An 18,367-nucleotide genomic window follows, 5' to 3' on the forward strand; every position below is an offset into this window, starting at 1 on the left:
CGGTTGAGGATCAACTTGTATCAATCAGAGAATTCAAAGGACCACATTGCATGACCGCCCATACAGACCCGGCCGCCCGCAAAAAGGCCATCATCGACCGTCTGATGTCGTTGGAAGAGCAGGAACTGGCAACCGCGCAGGCCCACTATGACGCTTTCCTGAAGGATTCCCAATTGGATGACCGGGAAGGGCACGACAAGGACGATTTAGCAGCCTCGCGCGAGAACGCGGATCTGGCAGCAGCCTTTGATGCGCCGGTGCATGCCCACCACGCCAAGATCGACGTGATTGAAAACACCGACTTTAGTGTCACGGATACAGTACAGCCCGGTGCTGTGGTCAAATTCAACAACCGGCGGTTTGTGGTCTGTGTTTCAACCACGCGGTTCGAGGTAGAGGGCAAGACCTACATGGGCATCTCGACCCAAAGTCCGATTTATCTGGCCATGGTTGGCCTGCAAGAAGGCGACGTGTTCACCCATAACGGAACAGAGTTTGAGGTTCAGGAAATCCTGTAACCCTTATGCCTTGCGCGGCGGGATCACCTGCTGCGCGATCCCTGCGAACAGCAGGTACAGGCTGGTGATGACCAACCCCCAGCTGGCCCAGCTTTCGGGGTGAAAATCGACCCACGCCGCCCAGCCTGCGAAAAACGTCCAGGCCAATGCCATCGGCAGCGACAGGTTGCGCCAGCGCTCGGTGCGGACGGGGTGGATGAATTTCAGCGGCACAAACATTGCCAGCGACAGCATAGAGACCAGCGCCAGAATGACCCAGAAATTGGGTTCCAGGGCAAAAACCACGATGACAAACATGTTCCAGCAGCCTGGAAAGCCCGAAAAGGAATTGTCCTTTGTTTTCATGCGCGTGTCCGCAAAATACATCGCGCTGGCAAAGGTGATGACAATGATGGCGAACCAGCCGGTCCACCCGTCCATCAATCCCGATTTAAACAGGGCAAAGGCGGGAATGAACACATAAGTCAGGTAGTCGATGATCAAATCCAGCAGTACGCCGTCAAACTCTGGCGCGTTCTTTTTCACGTGGTAGTGCCGCGCCAGAGGGCCATCGATACCGTCCACGATGAACGAGACCACCAGCCACAGAAACATCAGGCTCCATTTTTCATCGACTGCGGCCAACATGGCCAGCATAGCAAAAACGGCACCCGTGGCGGTGAACAGATGAACGGACAGTGCTTTGAATCTGAGTGTCATTCTGGTGTCATGTACGATGCGTGCGCCAGATGCAAACCAAAAGCCAGCAACCCGTGATTTGGCGGACACCGCGATGTGTTGGTGTGTCACGCCTTAGGATGCGCGCGGTTGTAGACCTCCATCAACCGAGCTGTATCTACGGCGGTATAGGTCTGGGTTGTGGACAGCGAAGCATGGCCCAGCAATTCCTGAATGGCCCGCAGATCTCCCCCGGCAGATAGAAGATGGGTGGCAAAGCTGTGCCGCATGGCATGCGGTGTTGCCGTCGCCGGCAGGCCCAGTTGCATCCGGGCTTTGGCCATTACGCCCTGTATGGCCCGCGGGTTCAGCGGGCCACCGCGCACGCCGCGGAACAGAGCCTTGTCAGCGAATTGCGGGTGCGGACAAAGTTGCAGGTAGCGATCCACCGCCGCGCGGGCAGCGGGTAGAACCGGAACCTCTCGTTCCTTGTCACCCTTGCCCAGAATGCGCAGGGTGAGTGGCAAGGGGGCATCCGAACCGGTCAGGGACAGGGCCTCGGAAATGCGCAGGCCGCAGCCGTATAACAAGGTGACAACGGCAACGTCCCGGGAGGCCACCCAGTCCGAGGTCGATTGCAACTCGACCGTCTCAATCATTGCGCGTGCGGCGTCTTCGGCCAGCGGGCGGGGCAGCTTTTTGGTGAATTTCGGAGCGCGTGTGGAAAGAACGGCAGTGGGTTCGAACCCTTCGCGTTCGGATAGCCAGCGATAAAAACTTTTGACGGCCGAAAGCTTACGGGCCAGGGAACGCGCGCCCACGCCCGATCCGCGCTGATCCGCCATCCAGGCACGCATATCCGAAACGGTAATCCGTGCCAGCGCCGTCAGCCCCTGTCGTTCGCTGTGATGTAGCGTCATGAACGAAAGGAATTCGGTAACGTCGCCGCGATAGGCAATCTGTGTGTTTTCAGACCGCCCGGCCAGTGCCCCCAGACTGTCCAGCCAATGCTGCAAAGCATCGCGGCAGGCTGGGGATATCAGGCTCACGACAGCCAGTGGCGCATCGAGCGTTCGAACACGCCGTTGAAAAAGGAAAGCAAATCAGTCCCCAATTGAGGTGAGAAATGATTGGGGTCCCTTGCGCCCATGACAATCATTCCAGGCAGGCGGCCTTCGCCCAGATTGAGCTTAAGGCAGGCTTCTGAGCGAAGCTCACCAGCGATCGGGCCGAGTATCCGAGGGTTCGGGCGGGTAATCTGTCGCAGCACAACATCACGGGCCGGGCCGCCGCGATCCTGGCTGAGATAGGCATCGATTGCGCCGGGTTCGACGACGGTAAGCACACCCCCCACCTTTTCGATGGCCGGGTCGTCCCGCACCGCTGTAGTTTCCAGAACCAGCGTGATGTGATCCACCCGCAGAATCTCAGCCACATCCTGTCCAAGCGTGCGCAGGAAGTCCTCGAATTCCATCGGCTCCAGCAGGCGCAGGATGGCGCGGTGAACCTGATTGGTGCCTGCGAGGTTTTCATAGGCCGCAGCGATGACGGAGCGATGCGTGTCTTCCAACCTGTCGAGTCGCGCCTCGAGCCGCTGCATGGCGATTCCGCGCAGATCGACGACATTGTCGCCGCGGGCTTGTTCATTTGCGGCGACCAGCGCCTGCATCAGATCCTTATCGTCCAGCACGGCGTCTGGCTCGGCCAGAATCGCGGCGCGGAGATTGTCCTTGAGTTTGGTGTTGCTGCTCATGTCCTGTCCGGTCTTTTTTTGTTGTCCGGGTTATAACATGGGTTGCAGCACTTGCCTTGGAAAAAATGCACGCAGAAGTGGATTTCATGCGTGTAAGTGCCCGAGTGGCTCCCGCCCGCAACATCCTGATCAAGAGATCAGGTTTTGCAGTTGGGCCGGGCGCGGCGCCTGTCGGCACCGCGCGGTTGTGCATGAGATCAGAGGATTTTCTGACCGGTCTTGGCCCAGTCGGACAGGAAGGTCTCAAGCCCTTTGTCGGTCAGCGGGTGATCAGCCAGTTTCTTGATCACGGCAGGCGGCGCGGTGATCACGTCGGCGCCGATGCGGGCGCTGTCGGTTACGTGGTTCACTGTGCGGATCGACGCGGCAAGGATTTCGGTCTCGAACCCGTAATTGTCATAGACCTGACGAATATCGGCGATCAGGTCCATGCCGTCGAGGTTGATGTCGTCCAGACGGCCGATGAAGGGCGAGATGAAGGTTGCGCCTGCCTTGGCTGCCAGAATCGCCTGATTGGTCGAGAAGCACAGGGTCACATTAACCATCTGGCCTTCGTCCGAAAGCGTTTTGCAGGTTTTCAGACCGTCCCAAGTCAGCGGCACTTTGACGGCGATGTTCGGAGCGATCTTGGCCAGCTTGCGGCCTTCGGCGATCATGTCTTCGGCTTTGGTGGCAACCACTTCGGCGGAAACCGGTCCATCGACCAGATCACAGATTTCCTTGGTCACTTCCAGAATGTCGCGACCTGATTTCAGGATCAGCGACGGGTTGGTGGTTACACCGTCAACCATGCCCAGATCGTTCAGTTCGGCAATGGCGTCGATCTCGGCGGTATCTACGAAGAATTTCATGAGGGCAGTCCTTTGATGGGTTGGCCTTGGTCGCGGATGCCTTTACCTCAAAGAGACCCATGCTGAAACCCCCTGCAAAGGATATGCGTTGAGCGCTCAGGAGTATTTCGACCAAGGTGAGCTGGTGGCTGTTCTGACCGCTCAGCCGCTGGACCGGACGCTGGATTACAAGGCGCCCGAAGGTGGGTGCTTTTTGGGCGCGTTTGTCGAAGTGCCGCTGGGCCCCCGCAAGGTGCTGGGTGTGGTCTGGGGGCCGGGGCAGGGTGGCTTTGACCTTGCCAAGGCGCGGTCAGTCATTCGCGTGCTCGAAGTCGCGCCGATGCGCGAAGAGATGCGGGTGTTTCTGGGCAAGGCCGCCGATTACACGCTGACACCGATGCCTTCGATGTTGCGGCTGGCAACGCGGGCTCCGGGGCTGGGAGATCCGCCGTCGATGCGCAAGATCTATCGCTTGGGCGAGGGTGAGCCCGATCGGATGACCGATGCGCGGACCCGCGTGTTGGAGGTGCTGCGCGACTATGGTGGGCTGGCCTTCACGCTGAAGGAACTGGCAGAACAGGCAGGCGTGACCTCATCGGTCGTCAAGGGGTTGGTCAAGCAGGGCGCGGTGCGTGAAGAAGACAGCCCCCGTGATTTGCCTTATCCGCATCTGGAACCGGATTTGCCGGGCAAGGCGCTGACTGAGGATCAGGCGGCGGCGGTGGAAAAGTTGCAAGCCGGGTTGCGGACAGGTGACTACGGGACCACGCTGTTGAAGGGTGTGACCGGCTCGGGCAAGACCGAGGTCTATCTGGAAGCCGTGGCCGAAGCCTTGCGCATGGGGAGGCAGGCATTGGTGCTGCTGCCCGAGATTGCACTGACCGCCGAATTCCTGACCCGGGTTGAGGCGCGGTTCGGTGCGCGCCCGGCCGAGTGGCATTCGGGGGCGACGATGACCGAACGCCGCCGGGTCTGGCGCATGGTTGGTCAGGGCGATGCGCAACTGGTGGTCGGTGCGCGTTCGGCGCTGTTTCTGCCGTTCCGCAATCTGGGGCTGGTGGTGGTCGATGAGGAACATGACACGTCCTACAAACAAGAGGATGGTGTGCATTACAGTGCCCGCGACATGGCTGTGCTGCGGTCAGCGATCTGCGGTGCGCGTGTTGTATTGGCCAGCGCCACACCGTCGCTTGAAAGCTGGGCCAATGCCGAAGCGGGCAAGTATGAACGCCTGGATCTGACCTCGCGCTTTGGCGCGGCAGTGCTACCCGAGATGAAGCCGATCGACATGCGGGCCGAGCAAATGCAGCCCGGCACGTGGATTTCACCATCCCTGCGGCAGGCGGTACGGCAACGGATTGAACGGGGCGAGCAATCGCTGCTGTTCATCAACCGCCGGGGTTATGCTCCGGTGACGCTGTGCAGGGCCTGTGGCGAACAGATCGCCTGCGACCACTGCGATGCGCGGATGGTCGAGCACAGGTTTCTGAAACGTCTGATGTGTCACCAGTGCGGTGAGAGCAAACCGATGCCGGAGGTCTGTCCATCGTGTGGGGTCGAAGGGAAACTGGCGCCAGTTGGGCCGGGTATCGAACGGCTGGCGGAAGAGGCCGAAGTGACCTTCCCTGAGGCCAAGATCGCGATGCTCAGTTCCGACTTGTTCGGATCGGCGCGGGCCTTGAAGGCCAAGATTGAAGAGATTGCCGAAGGCGACGCGGATATCATCATCGGCACACAGTTGGTGGCCAAAGGACATAACTTTCCCAAACTGACATTGGTTGGAGTCATCGACGCCGACCTCAGCTTGCACGGGGCCGATCTGCGGGCTGCAGAGCGGACGTTCCAGTTGATGCGGCAGGTTGCAGGCCGAGCAGGCCGGGCGGATAAACCCGGGCAAGCACTGCTACAGACCTTTCAGCCGGAACATCCGGTGATCCGGGCCATTCTGTCCGGAGACGAGGAAGGGTTCTGGACCGCCGAGGCTGCTGGTCGGCAGGCCGCTGGAGTCCCCCCTTACGGTCGCATGGCCGGGATCGTGCTGTCGGGGCCAGAGGTCGGGCCGGTATTCGACATTGGCAACACCATGGCGCGCAATGACGGGCCTTTGCGGGATATTGGTGCTCAGGTTTTTGGCCCGGCCCCAGCCCCCATCGCGCGTATCCGGGGTCGGCACCGCGTGCGCCTGCTGGTCAAGGCCCCAAAAGGCGCACCAATCCAGGATGCCATCGCTCGCTGGATCGCCCCATTGCGCCTGAAAGGCGACATCCGTCTGACTGTAGATATCGACCCGCAGAGCTTCTACTGACCTCTGCACCAATGCATAGGCAGTGTGCGTCGTGACCTTTGCGCTCGCCAAATCGTAAAATTGGGCGTACAGGGGTCTCATGCTTAAACCCATGCCTCTATCCGAGGCGCAGAGCCTTCCGTTCTGGCGCCGCCCTGTGACGCTCTTGTTCGTGATGGCATTGACCATGCCCATCGCGTTCAACGCGTGGAGCGCGCTGCTGAACAATTTCGTCATCGAAGTGGCGAATTTTGATGGTGCTGATATCGGTCTGCTGCATACGGTTCGCGAAATTCCCGGGTTTTTGGCCGTTGGCGTCATCGCGGTGATCATCTTCGTCCGTGAACAGGTGCTGGCGATGATTTCGCTGATGATGCTGGGTGTGGCAACGGCTGTGACGGCGTGGTTTCCCAGCCTCGGCGGGTTGCTGTTCGTGACGCTGTTCAGTTCGATCGGTTTTCACTATTACGAGACGGTCAACCAGTCGCTGCAGCTGCAATGGTTGCCCAAGGATCGCGCGCCACAGGTGCTGGGCTGGCTGGTGGCGATGGGGTCGGCAGCCACGGCGGTTGTCTACGGTTTGATCGTGCTGACCTGGGACAGGTTCGATCTGTCTTATAACTTTGTTTTTATGGCTGCGGGCGGGGTGACGGCCTTGCTGGCCATGTTCTGCCTGTTCGCATACCCGCAATTCGATGCGCCGACACCGCAGACCAAGAAACTGGTGCTGCGCAAACGCTATTGGCTGTACTACGCGCTGCAATTCATGGCGGGCGCGCGGCGGCAGATCTTTGTCGTTTTTGCAGGCTTCATGATGGTCGAGAAGTTTGGGTTCGAAGTGCATGAATTGACCAGCCTCTATCTGATCAACCTGGTGATCAACATGGCCGCCGCTCCGATGCTGGGTAAGGCTGTGTCGATGTTCGGTGAACGTCGCACCCTAATCTTCGAATACACCGGTTTGGCCATTGTCTTTGCGGCCTATGGCGGCATCTACTGGTTCGGGTGGGGTGTCCTGCTGGCAGCGATCCTCTATGTGATCGATCACGTGTTGTTCGCGCTGGCACTGGCGCTGAAGACCTATTTCCAGAAAATCGCAGACCCCGCCGATATTGCGCCCACGGCGGCAGTGGCCTTTACCATTAACCACATCGCGGCGGTGTTCCTGCCGGCGCTGCTGGGCTTGCTCTGGGTCATTTCACCCGGCGCGGTTTTCGGGCTGGCCGCCGCAATGGCGCTGGTGTCGTTGGGTCTGTCGTTGCTGATCCCACGCCACCCTGAACCGGGCAATGAAACTATCCTGTCGAAATACGCTCCGGCCCCCGCTGAATAGGCGCTAATGCTTGACCTTGGCGGGTCTGCACCCTAGGCGCTGTTTCAACTGAGACAGGAGGCCCCCATGCCCACATTTACCGCGCTTACCACTCTGACTGGCAAGAAGGCCGCCGAAGGTCTGGGCGAAGCGATGGAGCGTTTGGATCCCGAACCCACCGGCGTTGGTGTGTTTGAGGTCGAAGACGGCTCGGGTCTGTGGGAAGTTGGTGGGTACTTCACCGAAACCCCGGACGAGACCGCGCTGGCGGTTCTGTCCGCGGCGTTTGAGGCCAAACCGTTCGTGGTCTCTGAACTGCCCGAAACCGACTGGGTGGCTCATGTCCGTCGTGAACTTGCCCCGGTCGAGGCCGGACGGTTCTTCGTCTACGGCAGTCACGACGCCGACAAGCTACCTGAACACAGTATTCCGCTGTTGATCGAGGCGGCGATGGCCTTTGGGACAGGGCACCACGGTACAACGCTGGGCTGCCTGAAGGCGTTGGACTACTTGCTGGATGAGGGTTTTGTCGCGAGCCGAGTTGCCGATATTGGGTGCGGCACCGCTGTTCTGGCGATGGCCGCAGCCCGTGTCTGGGATGGGGATATCATCGCCAGCGATATTGATCAGGTCGCTGTGGATGTGGCCGAGGCCAACCTGAAGGCTAACGGAATGTCTGGTCAGGTCCACTGCGTTGAGGCGGCGGGTTTCGACCACCCGAATTTGGAATCCCATGCGCCGTATGACCTGATTTTTGCGAATATCCTGAAAGGTCCGCTGGTTGCTCTGGCACCCGAAATCGCTGCGAATCTACGGGCCGGAGGTCAAGCGATTCTGTCAGGAATCCTCAATGAACAGGCGGATGATGTAGTCTCGGTTTATTCTCAAAACGGGTTCAATGTTATCAAAAGGGATGAGATTGGTGAGTGGACGACGCTAATCTTAAGTAAACAGGGCTAAATTCTGACCATTTGCAGGAGTTTCGTGGATTCCTGCCTCTTTTTTGTCGCATTCTCTTACTACCGTCATATCGAGGATACGGGGGCGGTTTTTCGGAGGCTGCCATGACAGTAAAACAACTGGAATTTAGTCAGCGCGTACATCGCCTGAACAAGAAACACGCTAAGCTCAGCCGAGGCTATCGCGCGACCATGCGCAAGGATGGCCTTGTGGTCATGAAACCGCAGCGGATCAAATCCGCAGTGCCGGCAAAGATGCTCCTGATCTGTCTTGCCGGTTTGTTTGTGTTCAAGACGTTTTTACTGACCAGCCTGGGTGCGTCTGCCTATCAGTATCGCGTTGACAGTCTGGCCGAGGGAACGTCGGTGGAAAAAGCCGGTGCTTGGGTCATGCAGATTGATCCGGTGTCAGAGTTCCTTTCGACTCAGATCACCGCCTATCTACCCTGGATCAGCCAGCTCTGACCAAAAAACGCCGCACATCTGTCGATGCACGGCGTTCTGCTCTGCCCTTGGGCAAAATGTTGAGTGAGTGCTGGGTGCGTTAAATCTTAACGACGACCTTCAGCCACGACGTCAATATCGCCACGGCACAGTCCGATATCTTCCAGTTCGCGATCTGTCAGATCGCTCAGCACGTTGCGGGTTACGCGGGCGTCATTCCATTCAACAACGGCGTTCACAACCGATGCAAAATGTGCGCCGATACGGCCAACGAGGCCGAACGAGCCAGTGGTGGTGCGGGTAGTGTCCAGTGCAGCCATATCCTGTTTCCTTCTGGTTTGAGTTAAGGTTTTGATCTTTCGATCTGAGCGGCATCTAGTGATGTCGAATTGGCTGCACAAGTGCGTAATTTGCATGTGTCCTATGCAATTTTTGCAAGGCCGGTATTTCGTAAAAAATCCTTAATTTACTGGCCATTAAACGGTCATGATGCGCGTCGATTTCAGACTTCCCGCTGTCGCAAACAGTCCTTTCTGTCGCCACGGGAACAGGTCTGTCGTTTTCAGGCGGTGGGTCAATTCGCTTGGAAAATGTTCACGCTTCGTGCTAATCGGTAAGAAAGATCACAAAAACCCGAGCAGGCCGAGGCAATACATGCGGATTTTGGGCATTGATCCGGGGCTCAGGACCCTGGGATGGGGCGTCATCGAATCGCATGGCAGCCGCCTTAGCCACGTTGCGAACGGATTGTGCAAATCCGATGGGGATGATCTGGGTGAGCGCCTATTGTCCCTGCATAACCAGATTGTCGAAGTCATCGCCGAGCATCGCCCCGATCAGGCCGCCATCGAACAGACTTTTGTGAACAAGGACGGAGCCGGGACGTTGAAGCTGGGCCAGGCGCGGGGGGTGGCTCTGCTGACATTGGCGCAGGCCGGGCTTCCGGTCGGGGAATATGCACCCAACAGGGTCAAGAAGACAGTCGTGGGCGTGGGGCATGCCGAAAAAGAGCAGGTCCTGCATATGGTCAAACTGCAACTACCCGGCTGTCAGCCCAAAGGGGCGGACGCGGCGGACGCGCTGGCCATTGCCATCTGTCATTCCTATTACGGCACAGCGCCACAGGCGCGAATGAAAGAGGTGCGGGCATGATCGGCAAGCTAACTGGTCGGTTGGATTATCGTGCGGCAGATCACGTGCTGATCGACGTGCGCGGGGTCGGCTATATCGTCTATTGCTCGGACCGGACCATGGCAGCACTGCCAGGTGTGGGTGAGGGGGTCTCGATCTACACCGATATGGTGGTGCGCGAAGACCTGATGCAGCTTTATGGTTTCCTGTCGCTGGTCGAAAAGGAATGGCACCGGTTGCTGTGTTCTGTGCAGGGCGTCGGGGCCAAAGTCTCGCTTGCCATCCTGTCTGCACTGGGGCCGGATGGCGTTAGCCGCGCGATTGCGCTGGGCGACTGGGCGTCGGTCAAGGCGGCCAAGGGGGTGGGGCCAAAGACAGCGCAACGGATCGTGCTAGACCTCAAGGACAAGGCACCGGGCGTGATGGCGATGGGCGGCACCGTGACTGAGGCGATGGATGGCCCGGCGTTGGACGTTGTCGAACTGGCCGAACCCACGCCTGCACCCAAACGCGCGCTCAAACCCGCTTCGGGATCGGCGGCGGCCTCTGCCGGGGCGCTGTCAGCCCTGTCCAATCTGGGTTATGGACCGTCCGAGGCGGCATCTGCCGTGGCCGAAGCGGCGGCCAGCCTGCCTGACGCAGGTGAAGCCGACCTGATCCGGGCTGCCCTGAAACTGCTGGCTCCGAAAGGGTGAGTGAATGGTAGACGCTGATCCCACTGTGCGCCCTGAGCCGTTGCCAGAGGACAATGATCGAGCCTTGCGACCGCAGGGGCTGGATGAATTCATCGGCCAGGCCGAGGCGCGGGCCAATCTGCGCATCTTCATCCAATCTGCCCGCCAACGGGGTGAGGCGATGGATCACACGCTGTTCCACGGCCCACCGGGGTTGGGAAAGACAACGCTGGCGCAGATCATGGCGCGTGAGTTGGGGGTGAATTTCCGCATGACATCCGGCCCGGTGTTGGCCAAGGCGGGTGATCTGGCGGCGATCCTGACCAATCTGGAATCGCGGGACGTTCTGTTTATCGACGAAATCCACCGTTTGAATCCCGCGGTCGAAGAGGTGCTGTACCCCGCGATGGAGGATTTTGAGCTGGATCTGGTGATCGGCGAAGGCCCCGCCGCGCGTACTGTTCGGATCGAATTGCAGCCCTTCACTCTGGTTGGAGCGACCACGCGGATGGGGTTGCTGACCACGCCTTTGCGTGACCGGTTTGGCATCCCAACTCGGCTGCAATTCTACACGGTGGATGAGTTGCACGAGATCGTCACCCGTAACGCGCGCAAGCTGGGTGCGCCTGCGGATGATGAGGGCGCGCGAGAGATTGCGCGACGGTCCCGCGGAACACCGCGGATCGCTGGGCGGCTGCTGCGGCGGGTGGTGGATTTTGCTATTGTCGAGGGTGACGGACGGATTACCCGCGATCTGGCTGATGGTGCGCTGACGCGGTTGGGGGTGGATAACCTTGGGTTGGATGGCGCGGATCGGCGGTATCTGAAACTGATCGCCGAGAATTACGCCGGTGGACCTGTAGGGATCGAGACCTTATCCGCCGCTTTGTCTGAAAGTCGGGATTCACTGGAAGAAGTGATTGAGCCTTATTTGCTGCAGCAGGGTTTGATCCAACGGACGCCGCGCGGCCGGATGCTGGCCCAAAAGGCGTGGACGCACCTGGGAATGGCCGCGCCCCGGGGGCAGAACGATTTGTTCGGTTGAAGCCGGGTATCTTTGATTTTATGCCGTCGACGCGAGAAATTTTTAAAAGATGAAGGGCTGGGCGTGACACCGGAAGACATCGAGGCGCTGTTTACACGCGAAAGTGGGGAATTCCTGTTTGCCCGCTGGGGGCGACCTATTGTTCCGATCGTGTTTGGCGTAGAGGACGAGACGCTGGCCACGGTTAAGGGCGCGTTCGAGGCCGTCGTGACATTAGCAGGTCACAAAATGGCCGAGACAGACCCTGAGCTTGGTGCAAACTGCATGGTCTTCTTTTTCCGCGAATGGCAAGAGCTGCTGGAGGTGCCCGATCTGGATCGGTTGTTACCTGACTTGCCGCCGCTGGTGGAGCGTCTGGTCAAAGCGGATGCCAACCAGTACCGGATTTTTCGGTTCGAAAAAGACGGCACGATTCAGGCGGCTTTTGTCTTTCTGAAAATGGATAAGGAACTTTCGAAGGTTCCGGCTGAGACATTGGCGCTCAGCCAAGTGGTACAGACTGTATTGCTTTGGTCCGACACTGCATTTCGAACACAATCGCCGTTGGCTGTGGCGGGCGACACAACGATCTTGCGGCCCGACATCGCCGACCTGATCCGCGCCGCCTACGATCCGGTTCTGCCCGGCGCGACGCAGGACGCGTCGCATGCGCTTCGTTTGTTCGCCCGATTACAGCCGCTGCAATAAGGCTCAATGGGCCGGCTCACCCCGGCCCTGAAATGCTTTGATCAACTCATGACCGGTCTCAAAATAGGCGTCGGGCCCCACCAGATTAGTGACCCCGTATCGATCCAGCTCCGCACGGACCCTCGGGTCTGTCAGCAGAAAGACCAAACGAATGTTCTTTGAATGCAGCAGCTCGTGGATATTGCGAAGCGTATAGCCGGCGGTGAAGTCTACGTCGTCGATCGCAGAGGTTTCGATACAGAACCAGCGCGGCTTTGGATCGGAGTCTGCGATGATCGCTGAGACTTCGTCAGACAGGCGCTGAGCGTTGGCATAGTAGAGGCTGTGGGAAAAGCGATAGATCACCAGGCCGGGAATGAATTGGTCCGAAGAGTTTGCGGGACTGGTTTGCCAACCGCCTTCGATGTTTTTGACGATCACAGCGTTTTTGGGGCGATATCCCCTGCGTGTGTGGTCGATCAGAGAAAGGATCATGGCAAATATGATCCCCTGCTCGACACCGACCAAAACGACCACGGCGGCAGTAGAGACGGCGATCCAGAATTCCGAGCGGGCCTGTCGGTAGATGGCCGTCAGACCTTTCAGGTCGATCAGCTTCACTCCGATCAGAAATACCACTGCCGAAAGCGCTGCGTTCGGCAAATAGGCTAGGGGGCGGGTCAGGAACAGGATGACGGCCAGAACAATTGCAACCGTTGTCAGCTGCGCGATCTGGCTGCGACCTCCGGCGCTGGCGACCATTTCCGTCTTGGTCGGGCTGCCGTTGACCACGAACGTTCCTGAGAATGCGGCTCCCAGATTGGCCAGACCTAAACCCACAAGATCTGTGTTCTCGCTGAACCTGTCTTCATATCTGGCTGCATAGGCCCGCGACGTTGCCGCGCTCTGTGCAAGGATTACGACAAAGATCGACAAAGCGGTGGGAAGCAACTGCTTGAACAGGGGCCAGCTCCAGTCCACGCTTGGAATGGACAAAGCAGGTAAGCCGCCGGGAACTTCCCCTAAAACAGCAATGCCGGATGAACTGAGTTGAAAGGCCCAGCTGCAATAGATGACCCCGAGAATGGCGATTAGAGGGCCCGGTATTTTGCGCGACAGCCGTGCGCATCCGATGACGACCGCCAATACTGCCAGAGATACGGTAATTGTCGGCCAGTGCGCCTGACCGACATGCTGTGCAACGTCCTGCAATTTGGCAATGGTGCCGTGACCAGAGGCATCAATCCCAAGCATGCCGGGAATTTCACCTGTGGCCACTTGTATGCCGACGCCGGTCAAAAATCCGACCAGCACTGTCCGAGACAGGAAATCCGCCAAGAAACCAAGGCCGATCAGACGCGCAGCGATCAGAAGGATCGCGGCCATCAGCGCCAGTAGCGAGGCCAGCGCCATGTATTCGGACGACCCTGACACGGTCATGCCTGCCAGTGCCGAGGCCGTAATCGCTGCCGTCGCCGAATCTGCCCCGACCACAAGATGGCGGGATGACCCGAATAGGGCGAACAGCGCCATGGGGATGAGTATTGTGTATAGCCCGGTGATTACCGGCGTACCGGCGATTTTGGTGTAGCCCATGACCTCGGGGATCGCGAGGCAGGCAAAAGTCAAACCGGCGACGATTTCAGTTGGCAGCGCCGAGCGGTTGATCGGCAGGATGCCCTGCAGGACGGGGAACGTGAATTTGCCCTTTTGATGGTCAGGCGGGGCCATTCGATCATCCTTTGAATTCAATCCTCTATTCAAGAAGACTAGTCGGCAATTTGGTGAATTTCGATATCGGGTTTCCGGTTGTACGAATTTTGTGGTCGTTCGGGGATTGCGTGCATACCTGCAACTGTGAAAGGCATAACCTGCGCCACGCTAAAAGAATTCGCCGGTATTGATTGGACTACTGCTGATGACCGAACAGAAAGCCGAGCAACAAACGCACACCTATTCGGTGCGGGTCTATTACGAAGACACTGACATGGGCGGAGTGGTCTATCACGCGAATTACCTGAAATTTATCGAACGTGCCCGGTCCGACTATGTGCGTCGTCTGGGCAATGATCAGAATGCGATGCGCGATGACGGTATTGTCTGGGTCATACGGCGTATCGAAGCGGATTATCTGGCACCGGCGAAGTTCGAGGACGAGCTGACCATTGAAACCCAGTTCCTGTCGCGCTCGGGTGTCAGGTTGACCATGGGGCAGTTGGTCAAGCGGGGTGAGACCGAGGTTTTCCGCGCCACGGTCACTGCGGTCTGCATGAATGCACAGGGCAAGCCAGTACGCCTTCCGGCAGAGATTCGCGCATTGCTGTAACAAAATGCGGCGCAGGGGTGGTTCTGTTGGCTTTTCAGGGCCAACTGAGTTAGCGTTTGGCAAAACAAGGCCAATCGAACGGCCGTCAGGCAAAAACAAAGAGCAGGTTCATGGAAGCTGAAACGCTGGCGCTGGCGCAGGAGATCGACTTCTCCATGTGGGGGCTTTACGCCCGTGCAACTTTTATCGTCAAACTTGTGATGCTGATGCTGGTTGGCGCATCGATCTGGTCGTGGGCGATCATCATTCAGAAACTGATCAATTACCGTGCCGCGCGGCGTGAGGCGCAGGTGTTCGATGAAAGTTTCTGGTCGGGGAATCCTCTGGATGAGTTGTTCGAACAGATCGGAACGCAGCCCGATGGCAGTTCGGAAAAGATTTTTGCTTCGGGCATGATTGAATGGCGACGCTCGCATCGCACCGACGGCGGATTGATCGCCGGGGCAACGGCGCGGATTGACCGGTCGATGGATGTGGCCATCGCGAAAGAGGCCGAGACGCTGCAAAAGGGTCTGCCCATTCTGGCAACGGTGGGATCGACCGCGCCGTTTATCGGACTGTTCGGCACCGTCTGGGGCATCATGAACGCCTTTATTGAGATTGCGGAGCAGCAGAACACCAACCTCGCCGTTGTGGCCCCAGGTATCGCCGAGGCGCTGTTGGCTACCGGTCTAGGCCTGTTGGCCGCGATCCCGGCGGTGATTTTCTACAACAAACTCAGCGCCGACAGCGATCGGATCGTGGGTGGGTACGAGGCTTTTGCCGACGAATTCGCCACCATCCTGTCGCGGCAGTTGGACGGCTGATATGGGCGCGGCGGTACAGCAATCGTCAAACGACAATGGACGCAGGCGCGGGCGGCGTCGCGGTCGCGCGCAACCGATGGCCGAGATCAATGTGACGCCGTTCGTGGACGTCATGCTGGTGCTCTTGATCATTTTCATGGTGGCGGCCCCTTTGTTGACCGTAGGAGTGCCGGTAGACCTGCCCAAGACGGCGGCGAGTGCCTTGCCCGGCGACAATGAAGAACCCCTGACCGTGACCCTGACTGCCGATGGCCGTGTGCAGATCCAGACCACTGATGTTCTGCGCGAAGAGTTGATTGGCAAGTTGCGTGCGATCGCGGCGGAACGCAGCAGTGACCGGGTGTTCTTGCGCGCTGATGGTGCGATTCCCTATGCGCAAGTTATGCAGGTGATGGGCGCGTTGAACGCGGGTGGATTTTCCAATGTAGGCCTTGTGACTGACAGCGGCGGGCCGACGCTGGATGAAGGTGGAGAGTGAGGCCGCGCGGTGGATACCGGCACCAAGATCTCGGCGATTGCCCACGTCACTTTGATTGGATGGGCCTTTTTCGGCGGAACCTTCCGGTCCGAACCTCTGCCTATGGCCGTGCAGGAGGTGTCGGTGGTGTCGGCTGAACAGTTTGCAGCGATGACCGCGCAGCGTGATGCCCCCGAGGTGCCGACCCCCACCGCGTTGCAGCAACCCGACGCACCGGAAGAGGAAGTGGCTCCGCCCGAAACACTCGAAGAAGAAATTACCCCGCCCGAAATTGTTACGCCATCGGAACCTGAACCTGATCTTATACCGGAACCAGTCGAAGCCCCGCCTGAACCCGAGGTTGTCGAAGAACCCCCGACGCTGGATCAACCCGAACCGGTGACCGAAGTGCTGCCGGTCCCTCCGGGCCCCGAGGCACAACCGCGCCCGGCCGATAAGGTCGCACCGGAACCGATCGCGCCTCCTCCACCAGAGGCCAAGCCGGATGAGGTGGAGTCCCCGGCCGTTTCGCTGGATGAAGGGTCCGAGGTGCAGCAGGATCAGCAGGATCAGACGGCTCCGGAAGAGGCCACGGATGAGATCGTGACCGAAGCTGAAGAAACAAAAGAAAACGCACCGCGCACATCGCCGCGGCCTCAAGTTCGGCCAAACCGACCTACGCCACCTGCGCAGCCCGAGGTGGCTGAGACTGAGGAATCAACGCCGTTGAACCAAGTCGATGAAAGTGCGGTTGAGGACGCCTTGGCAGAAGCCTTGCGTGAAAGCAGTGAACCGTCCGGCCCGCCACTGACGAGCGGTGAAAAAGATGCAATGCGTCTGGCCGTGTCGCAATGTTGGAATGTTGGGTCGTTGTCCACGGATGCGCTGCAAACTGTTGTGGTCGTGGGATTCTCGCTGACTCCAGACGGTAAGGTTGTTGGGGGTAGTCTGCGCATGATTGACAGCTCCGGCGGATCTGCAAGTGCCGCAAAACAAGCCTATGAGGCTGCAAGACGGGCAATTTTACGCTGTGGTGCCAAAGGATACGACCTGCCTGCTGACAAATATGCTCAGTGGCAGGATATTGAAATTACATTCAATCCCGAGAGGATGCGGATCAAATGATGAGATTTCTGACCAGTCTGTTGCTTGGCTTGACGATTTTGGCCGCGCCAGTTTATGCCCAGAGCGGACCGCTGCGTCTGGAACTGGATCAGGGCATCATCGAACCCTTGCCCTTCGCGGTGCCGAATTTCGTCCCCGATGGGCCGGCGGCAACGCAGTATGCCAACGATATCTCTCGGGTCGTTGCGGCGGACCTGACGGGTACGGGGCTTTTCCGCGAAATCTCGTCGGACGCGTTCATCAGCCGGGTCAGCAGTTTCGACGCTCCGGTGCAGTTCGCGGACTGGAAGGCCATCAATGCCGAGGCGCTTGTCACCGGGGCCGTGAATGTTTCAGGCAATCGTCTGACGGTCCGGTTCCGGGTGTGGGATGTATTCTCTGGTCAGGAATTGGGCAATGGTCTGCAATTTGCGGGCACCACCGACGGTTGGCGGCGAATGGCGCATAAGGTGGCTGATCAGGTCTACAGCCGGATCACCGGCGAAGGCGCCTATTTTGACAGCCGCGTTGCCTTTGTCTCGGAAAGCGGCCCCAAGGATCAGCGGCTGAAGCGTTTGGCGATTATGGATTATGATGGCGCGAACGTGCAGTATCTGACCGACAGTGCGGCAATCGTTCTGGCCCCGCGTTTTTCGCCGACCGGTGACCGGTTGTTGTATACCAGCTATGAAACCGGCCAGCCGCGTATCTATGTTCTAGACGTCGACCGCGTAAAACGTACCGAATTGAACACCCAAGGCGGCACCATGAGCTTTTCGCCGCGCTTCTCACCGGACGGGCGGTCAATCGTGTATTCGCTGATTCAGGGCGGTAATACGGATCTGTGGAAGATGGATCTGGCCTCGGGGCAAAGCGTTCGGCTGACCAACACGCCCGCGATTGAAACTGCACCCAGCTATTCCCCGGACGGATCGCAGATTGTGTTCGAAAGCGACCGCTCGGGTACGCCGCAGTTGTACATCATGCCCGCGAATGGGGGCGAGGCGACGCGTATCAGCTTTGGTCAGGGCCGATATGGCACGCCGGTCTGGTCTCCGCGCGGTGATTTGATCGCATTTACCAAACAGAACAAAGGCCGGTTTCACATCGGTGTCATGCGCACAGATGGCAGCGAGGAACGCCTGCTGACCTCGTCCTTTCTGGACGAAGGCCCGACATGGTCGCCCAATGGGCGGGTGATTATGTTTACTCGTGAAACGCAGGGCGCAAGTGGCCGGGCCTCGCTCTATTCGGTGGATATCTCGGGCCGCAACCTGCGTCCGGTCCGGACACCGGATGGTGGCAGTGACCCATCCTGGGGCCCCTTGCAGAATTGATCGGGGCAGAGGGTTGGAAAAGTTCACAAAAAACCTGCACTGTGCTACAGAGACGGCAATAAAC

20 protein-coding genes are annotated in these 18,367 nt (G+C 58.7%); 14 read left to right on the forward strand and 6 right to left on the reverse strand.

Annotated elements, in window-relative coordinates; translation table 11 throughout:
• The first annotated feature begins 50 nt into the window (after positions 1 to 50).
• Entirely contained in the window at positions 51 to 518 is a 468-nt protein-coding gene (locus tag ACR0IY_RS13880) for a hypothetical protein (RefSeq protein WP_480674237.1), read from the forward strand.
• 3 nt (positions 519 to 521) lie between these two features.
• Here ACR0IY_RS13880 and ACR0IY_RS13885 read toward each other — a convergent pair whose 3' ends face one another.
• The 4 genes from ACR0IY_RS13885 to fsa form a co-directional block, all read right to left on the reverse strand.
• Positions 522 to 1,217 (reverse strand): CDP-alcohol phosphatidyltransferase family protein, encoded by a 696-nt coding sequence (locus ACR0IY_RS13885; RefSeq protein WP_480674239.1) that lies wholly within the window; start codon positions 1,215 to 1,217, stop codon positions 522 to 524.
• Positions 1,218 to 1,303: 86 nt separating this feature from the next.
• Complete coding sequence (locus ACR0IY_RS13890; RefSeq protein WP_480674241.1) at positions 1,304 to 2,224, reverse strand: tyrosine recombinase XerC; 921 nt, start codon at positions 2,222 to 2,224, stop codon at positions 1,304 to 1,306.
• Positions 2,221 to 2,928, reverse strand: a complete 708-nt coding sequence (locus tag ACR0IY_RS13895) for a DUF484 family protein (RefSeq protein ID WP_480674243.1) — start codon at positions 2,926 to 2,928, stop codon at positions 2,221 to 2,223. Before ACR0IY_RS13895 ends, ACR0IY_RS13890 begins: the two co-directional genes overlap by 4 nt.
• Before the next feature lie 197 nt (positions 2,929 to 3,125).
• Positions 3,126 to 3,779, reverse strand: a complete 654-nt coding sequence (gene fsa, locus ACR0IY_RS13900; protein WP_480674245.1) for a fructose-6-phosphate aldolase — start codon at positions 3,777 to 3,779, stop codon at positions 3,126 to 3,128.
• Between the two features lie 88 nt (positions 3,780 to 3,867).
• On the opposite strand from fsa, the gene ACR0IY_RS13905 reads away from it, so the two are divergent.
• From ACR0IY_RS13905 to ACR0IY_RS13920, 4 genes are all read left to right on the forward strand, one after another.
• Positions 3,868 to 6,063 (forward strand): primosomal protein N', encoded by a 2,196-nt coding sequence (locus ACR0IY_RS13905; protein WP_480674247.1) that lies wholly within the window; start codon positions 3,868 to 3,870, stop codon positions 6,061 to 6,063.
• Between the two features lie 79 nt (positions 6,064 to 6,142).
• Entirely contained in the window at positions 6,143 to 7,375 is a 1,233-nt protein-coding gene (locus ACR0IY_RS13910; protein ID WP_480674249.1) for an MFS transporter, read from the forward strand.
• A 66-nt stretch (positions 7,376 to 7,441) separates the two neighbouring features.
• Positions 7,442 to 8,314 (forward strand): 50S ribosomal protein L11 methyltransferase, encoded by an 873-nt coding sequence (locus ACR0IY_RS13915; RefSeq protein ID WP_480674251.1) that lies wholly within the window; start codon positions 7,442 to 7,444, stop codon positions 8,312 to 8,314.
• A 104-nt stretch (positions 8,315 to 8,418) separates the two neighbouring features.
• Complete coding sequence (locus ACR0IY_RS13920; protein ID WP_480674253.1) at positions 8,419 to 8,778, forward strand: hypothetical protein; 360 nt, start codon at positions 8,419 to 8,421, stop codon at positions 8,776 to 8,778.
• An 86-nt stretch (positions 8,779 to 8,864) separates the two neighbouring features.
• Here ACR0IY_RS13920 and ACR0IY_RS13925 read toward each other — a convergent pair whose 3' ends face one another.
• The gene (locus ACR0IY_RS13925) at positions 8,865 to 9,077 is read right to left on the reverse strand and encodes a DUF1127 domain-containing protein (RefSeq protein WP_480674255.1); all 213 of its coding nucleotides are present in this window, start codon (positions 9,075 to 9,077) and stop codon (positions 8,865 to 8,867) included.
• 334 nt (positions 9,078 to 9,411) lie between these two features.
• On the opposite strand from ACR0IY_RS13925, the gene ruvC reads away from it, so the two are divergent.
• The 4 genes from ruvC to ACR0IY_RS13945 all read left to right on the forward strand — a co-directional run bounded on the left by ruvC (position 9,412) and on the right by ACR0IY_RS13945 (position 12,294).
• Complete coding sequence (gene ruvC, locus ACR0IY_RS13930; protein WP_480674257.1) at positions 9,412 to 9,909, forward strand: crossover junction endodeoxyribonuclease RuvC; 498 nt, start codon at positions 9,412 to 9,414, stop codon at positions 9,907 to 9,909.
• A complete protein-coding gene (gene ruvA, locus ACR0IY_RS13935) occupies positions 9,906 to 10,583 on the forward strand; it encodes a Holliday junction branch migration protein RuvA (protein WP_480674259.1) in 678 nt (225 codons plus the stop codon). The genes ruvC and ruvA overlap by 4 nt, the downstream gene beginning before the upstream one ends.
• Positions 10,584 to 10,587: 4 nt before the next feature.
• Positions 10,588 to 11,607 carry a Holliday junction branch migration DNA helicase RuvB gene (ruvB, locus tag ACR0IY_RS13940; protein WP_480674261.1) on the forward strand — a complete coding sequence of 340 codons (1,020 nt, stop codon included), beginning with the start codon at positions 10,588 to 10,590 and terminating at the stop codon, positions 11,605 to 11,607.
• A gap of 63 nt (positions 11,608 to 11,670) precedes the next feature.
• Positions 11,671 to 12,294 (forward strand): hypothetical protein, encoded by a 624-nt coding sequence (locus ACR0IY_RS13945; RefSeq protein WP_480674263.1) that lies wholly within the window; start codon positions 11,671 to 11,673, stop codon positions 12,292 to 12,294.
• Positions 12,295 to 12,297: 3 nt separating this feature from the next.
• Here the strand turns inward: ACR0IY_RS13945 and ACR0IY_RS13950 are convergent, their stop codons facing one another.
• Positions 12,298 to 14,004: a SulP family inorganic anion transporter gene (locus tag ACR0IY_RS13950; RefSeq protein WP_480674265.1), complete on the reverse strand. Its 1,707-nt coding sequence runs from the start codon at positions 14,002 to 14,004 to the stop codon at positions 12,298 to 12,300.
• A 187-nt stretch (positions 14,005 to 14,191) separates the two neighbouring features.
• Between ACR0IY_RS13950 and ybgC the strand changes: the two genes are divergently transcribed.
• The 5 genes from ybgC (at position 14,192) to tolB (ending at position 18,303) form a co-directional block, all read left to right on the forward strand.
• Positions 14,192 to 14,599, forward strand: a complete 408-nt coding sequence (gene ybgC / locus ACR0IY_RS13955) for a tol-pal system-associated acyl-CoA thioesterase (RefSeq protein ID WP_480674267.1) — start codon at positions 14,192 to 14,194, stop codon at positions 14,597 to 14,599.
• Positions 14,600 to 14,709: 110 nt separating this feature from the next.
• Positions 14,710 to 15,405 (forward strand): protein TolQ, encoded by a 696-nt coding sequence (tolQ, locus tag ACR0IY_RS13960; protein WP_480674269.1) that lies wholly within the window; start codon positions 14,710 to 14,712, stop codon positions 15,403 to 15,405.
• Position 15,406: 1 nt separating this feature from the next.
• Positions 15,407 to 15,883 carry a protein TolR gene (tolR, locus tag ACR0IY_RS13965; protein WP_480674271.1) on the forward strand — a complete coding sequence of 159 codons (477 nt, stop codon included), beginning with the start codon at positions 15,407 to 15,409 and terminating at the stop codon, positions 15,881 to 15,883.
• A gap of 9 nt (positions 15,884 to 15,892) precedes the next feature.
• Positions 15,893 to 16,987: an energy transducer TonB gene (locus ACR0IY_RS13970; RefSeq protein ID WP_480674272.1), complete on the forward strand. Its 1,095-nt coding sequence runs from the start codon at positions 15,893 to 15,895 to the stop codon at positions 16,985 to 16,987.
• Positions 16,984 to 18,303 (forward strand): Tol-Pal system beta propeller repeat protein TolB, encoded by a 1,320-nt coding sequence (gene tolB, locus ACR0IY_RS13975; RefSeq protein ID WP_480674274.1) that lies wholly within the window; start codon positions 16,984 to 16,986, stop codon positions 18,301 to 18,303. The genes ACR0IY_RS13970 and tolB overlap by 4 nt, the downstream gene beginning before the upstream one ends.
• Positions 18,304 to 18,367 lie beyond the last annotated feature (64 nt).

This window comes from Ruegeria sp. BC1 (assembly GCF_056539305.1).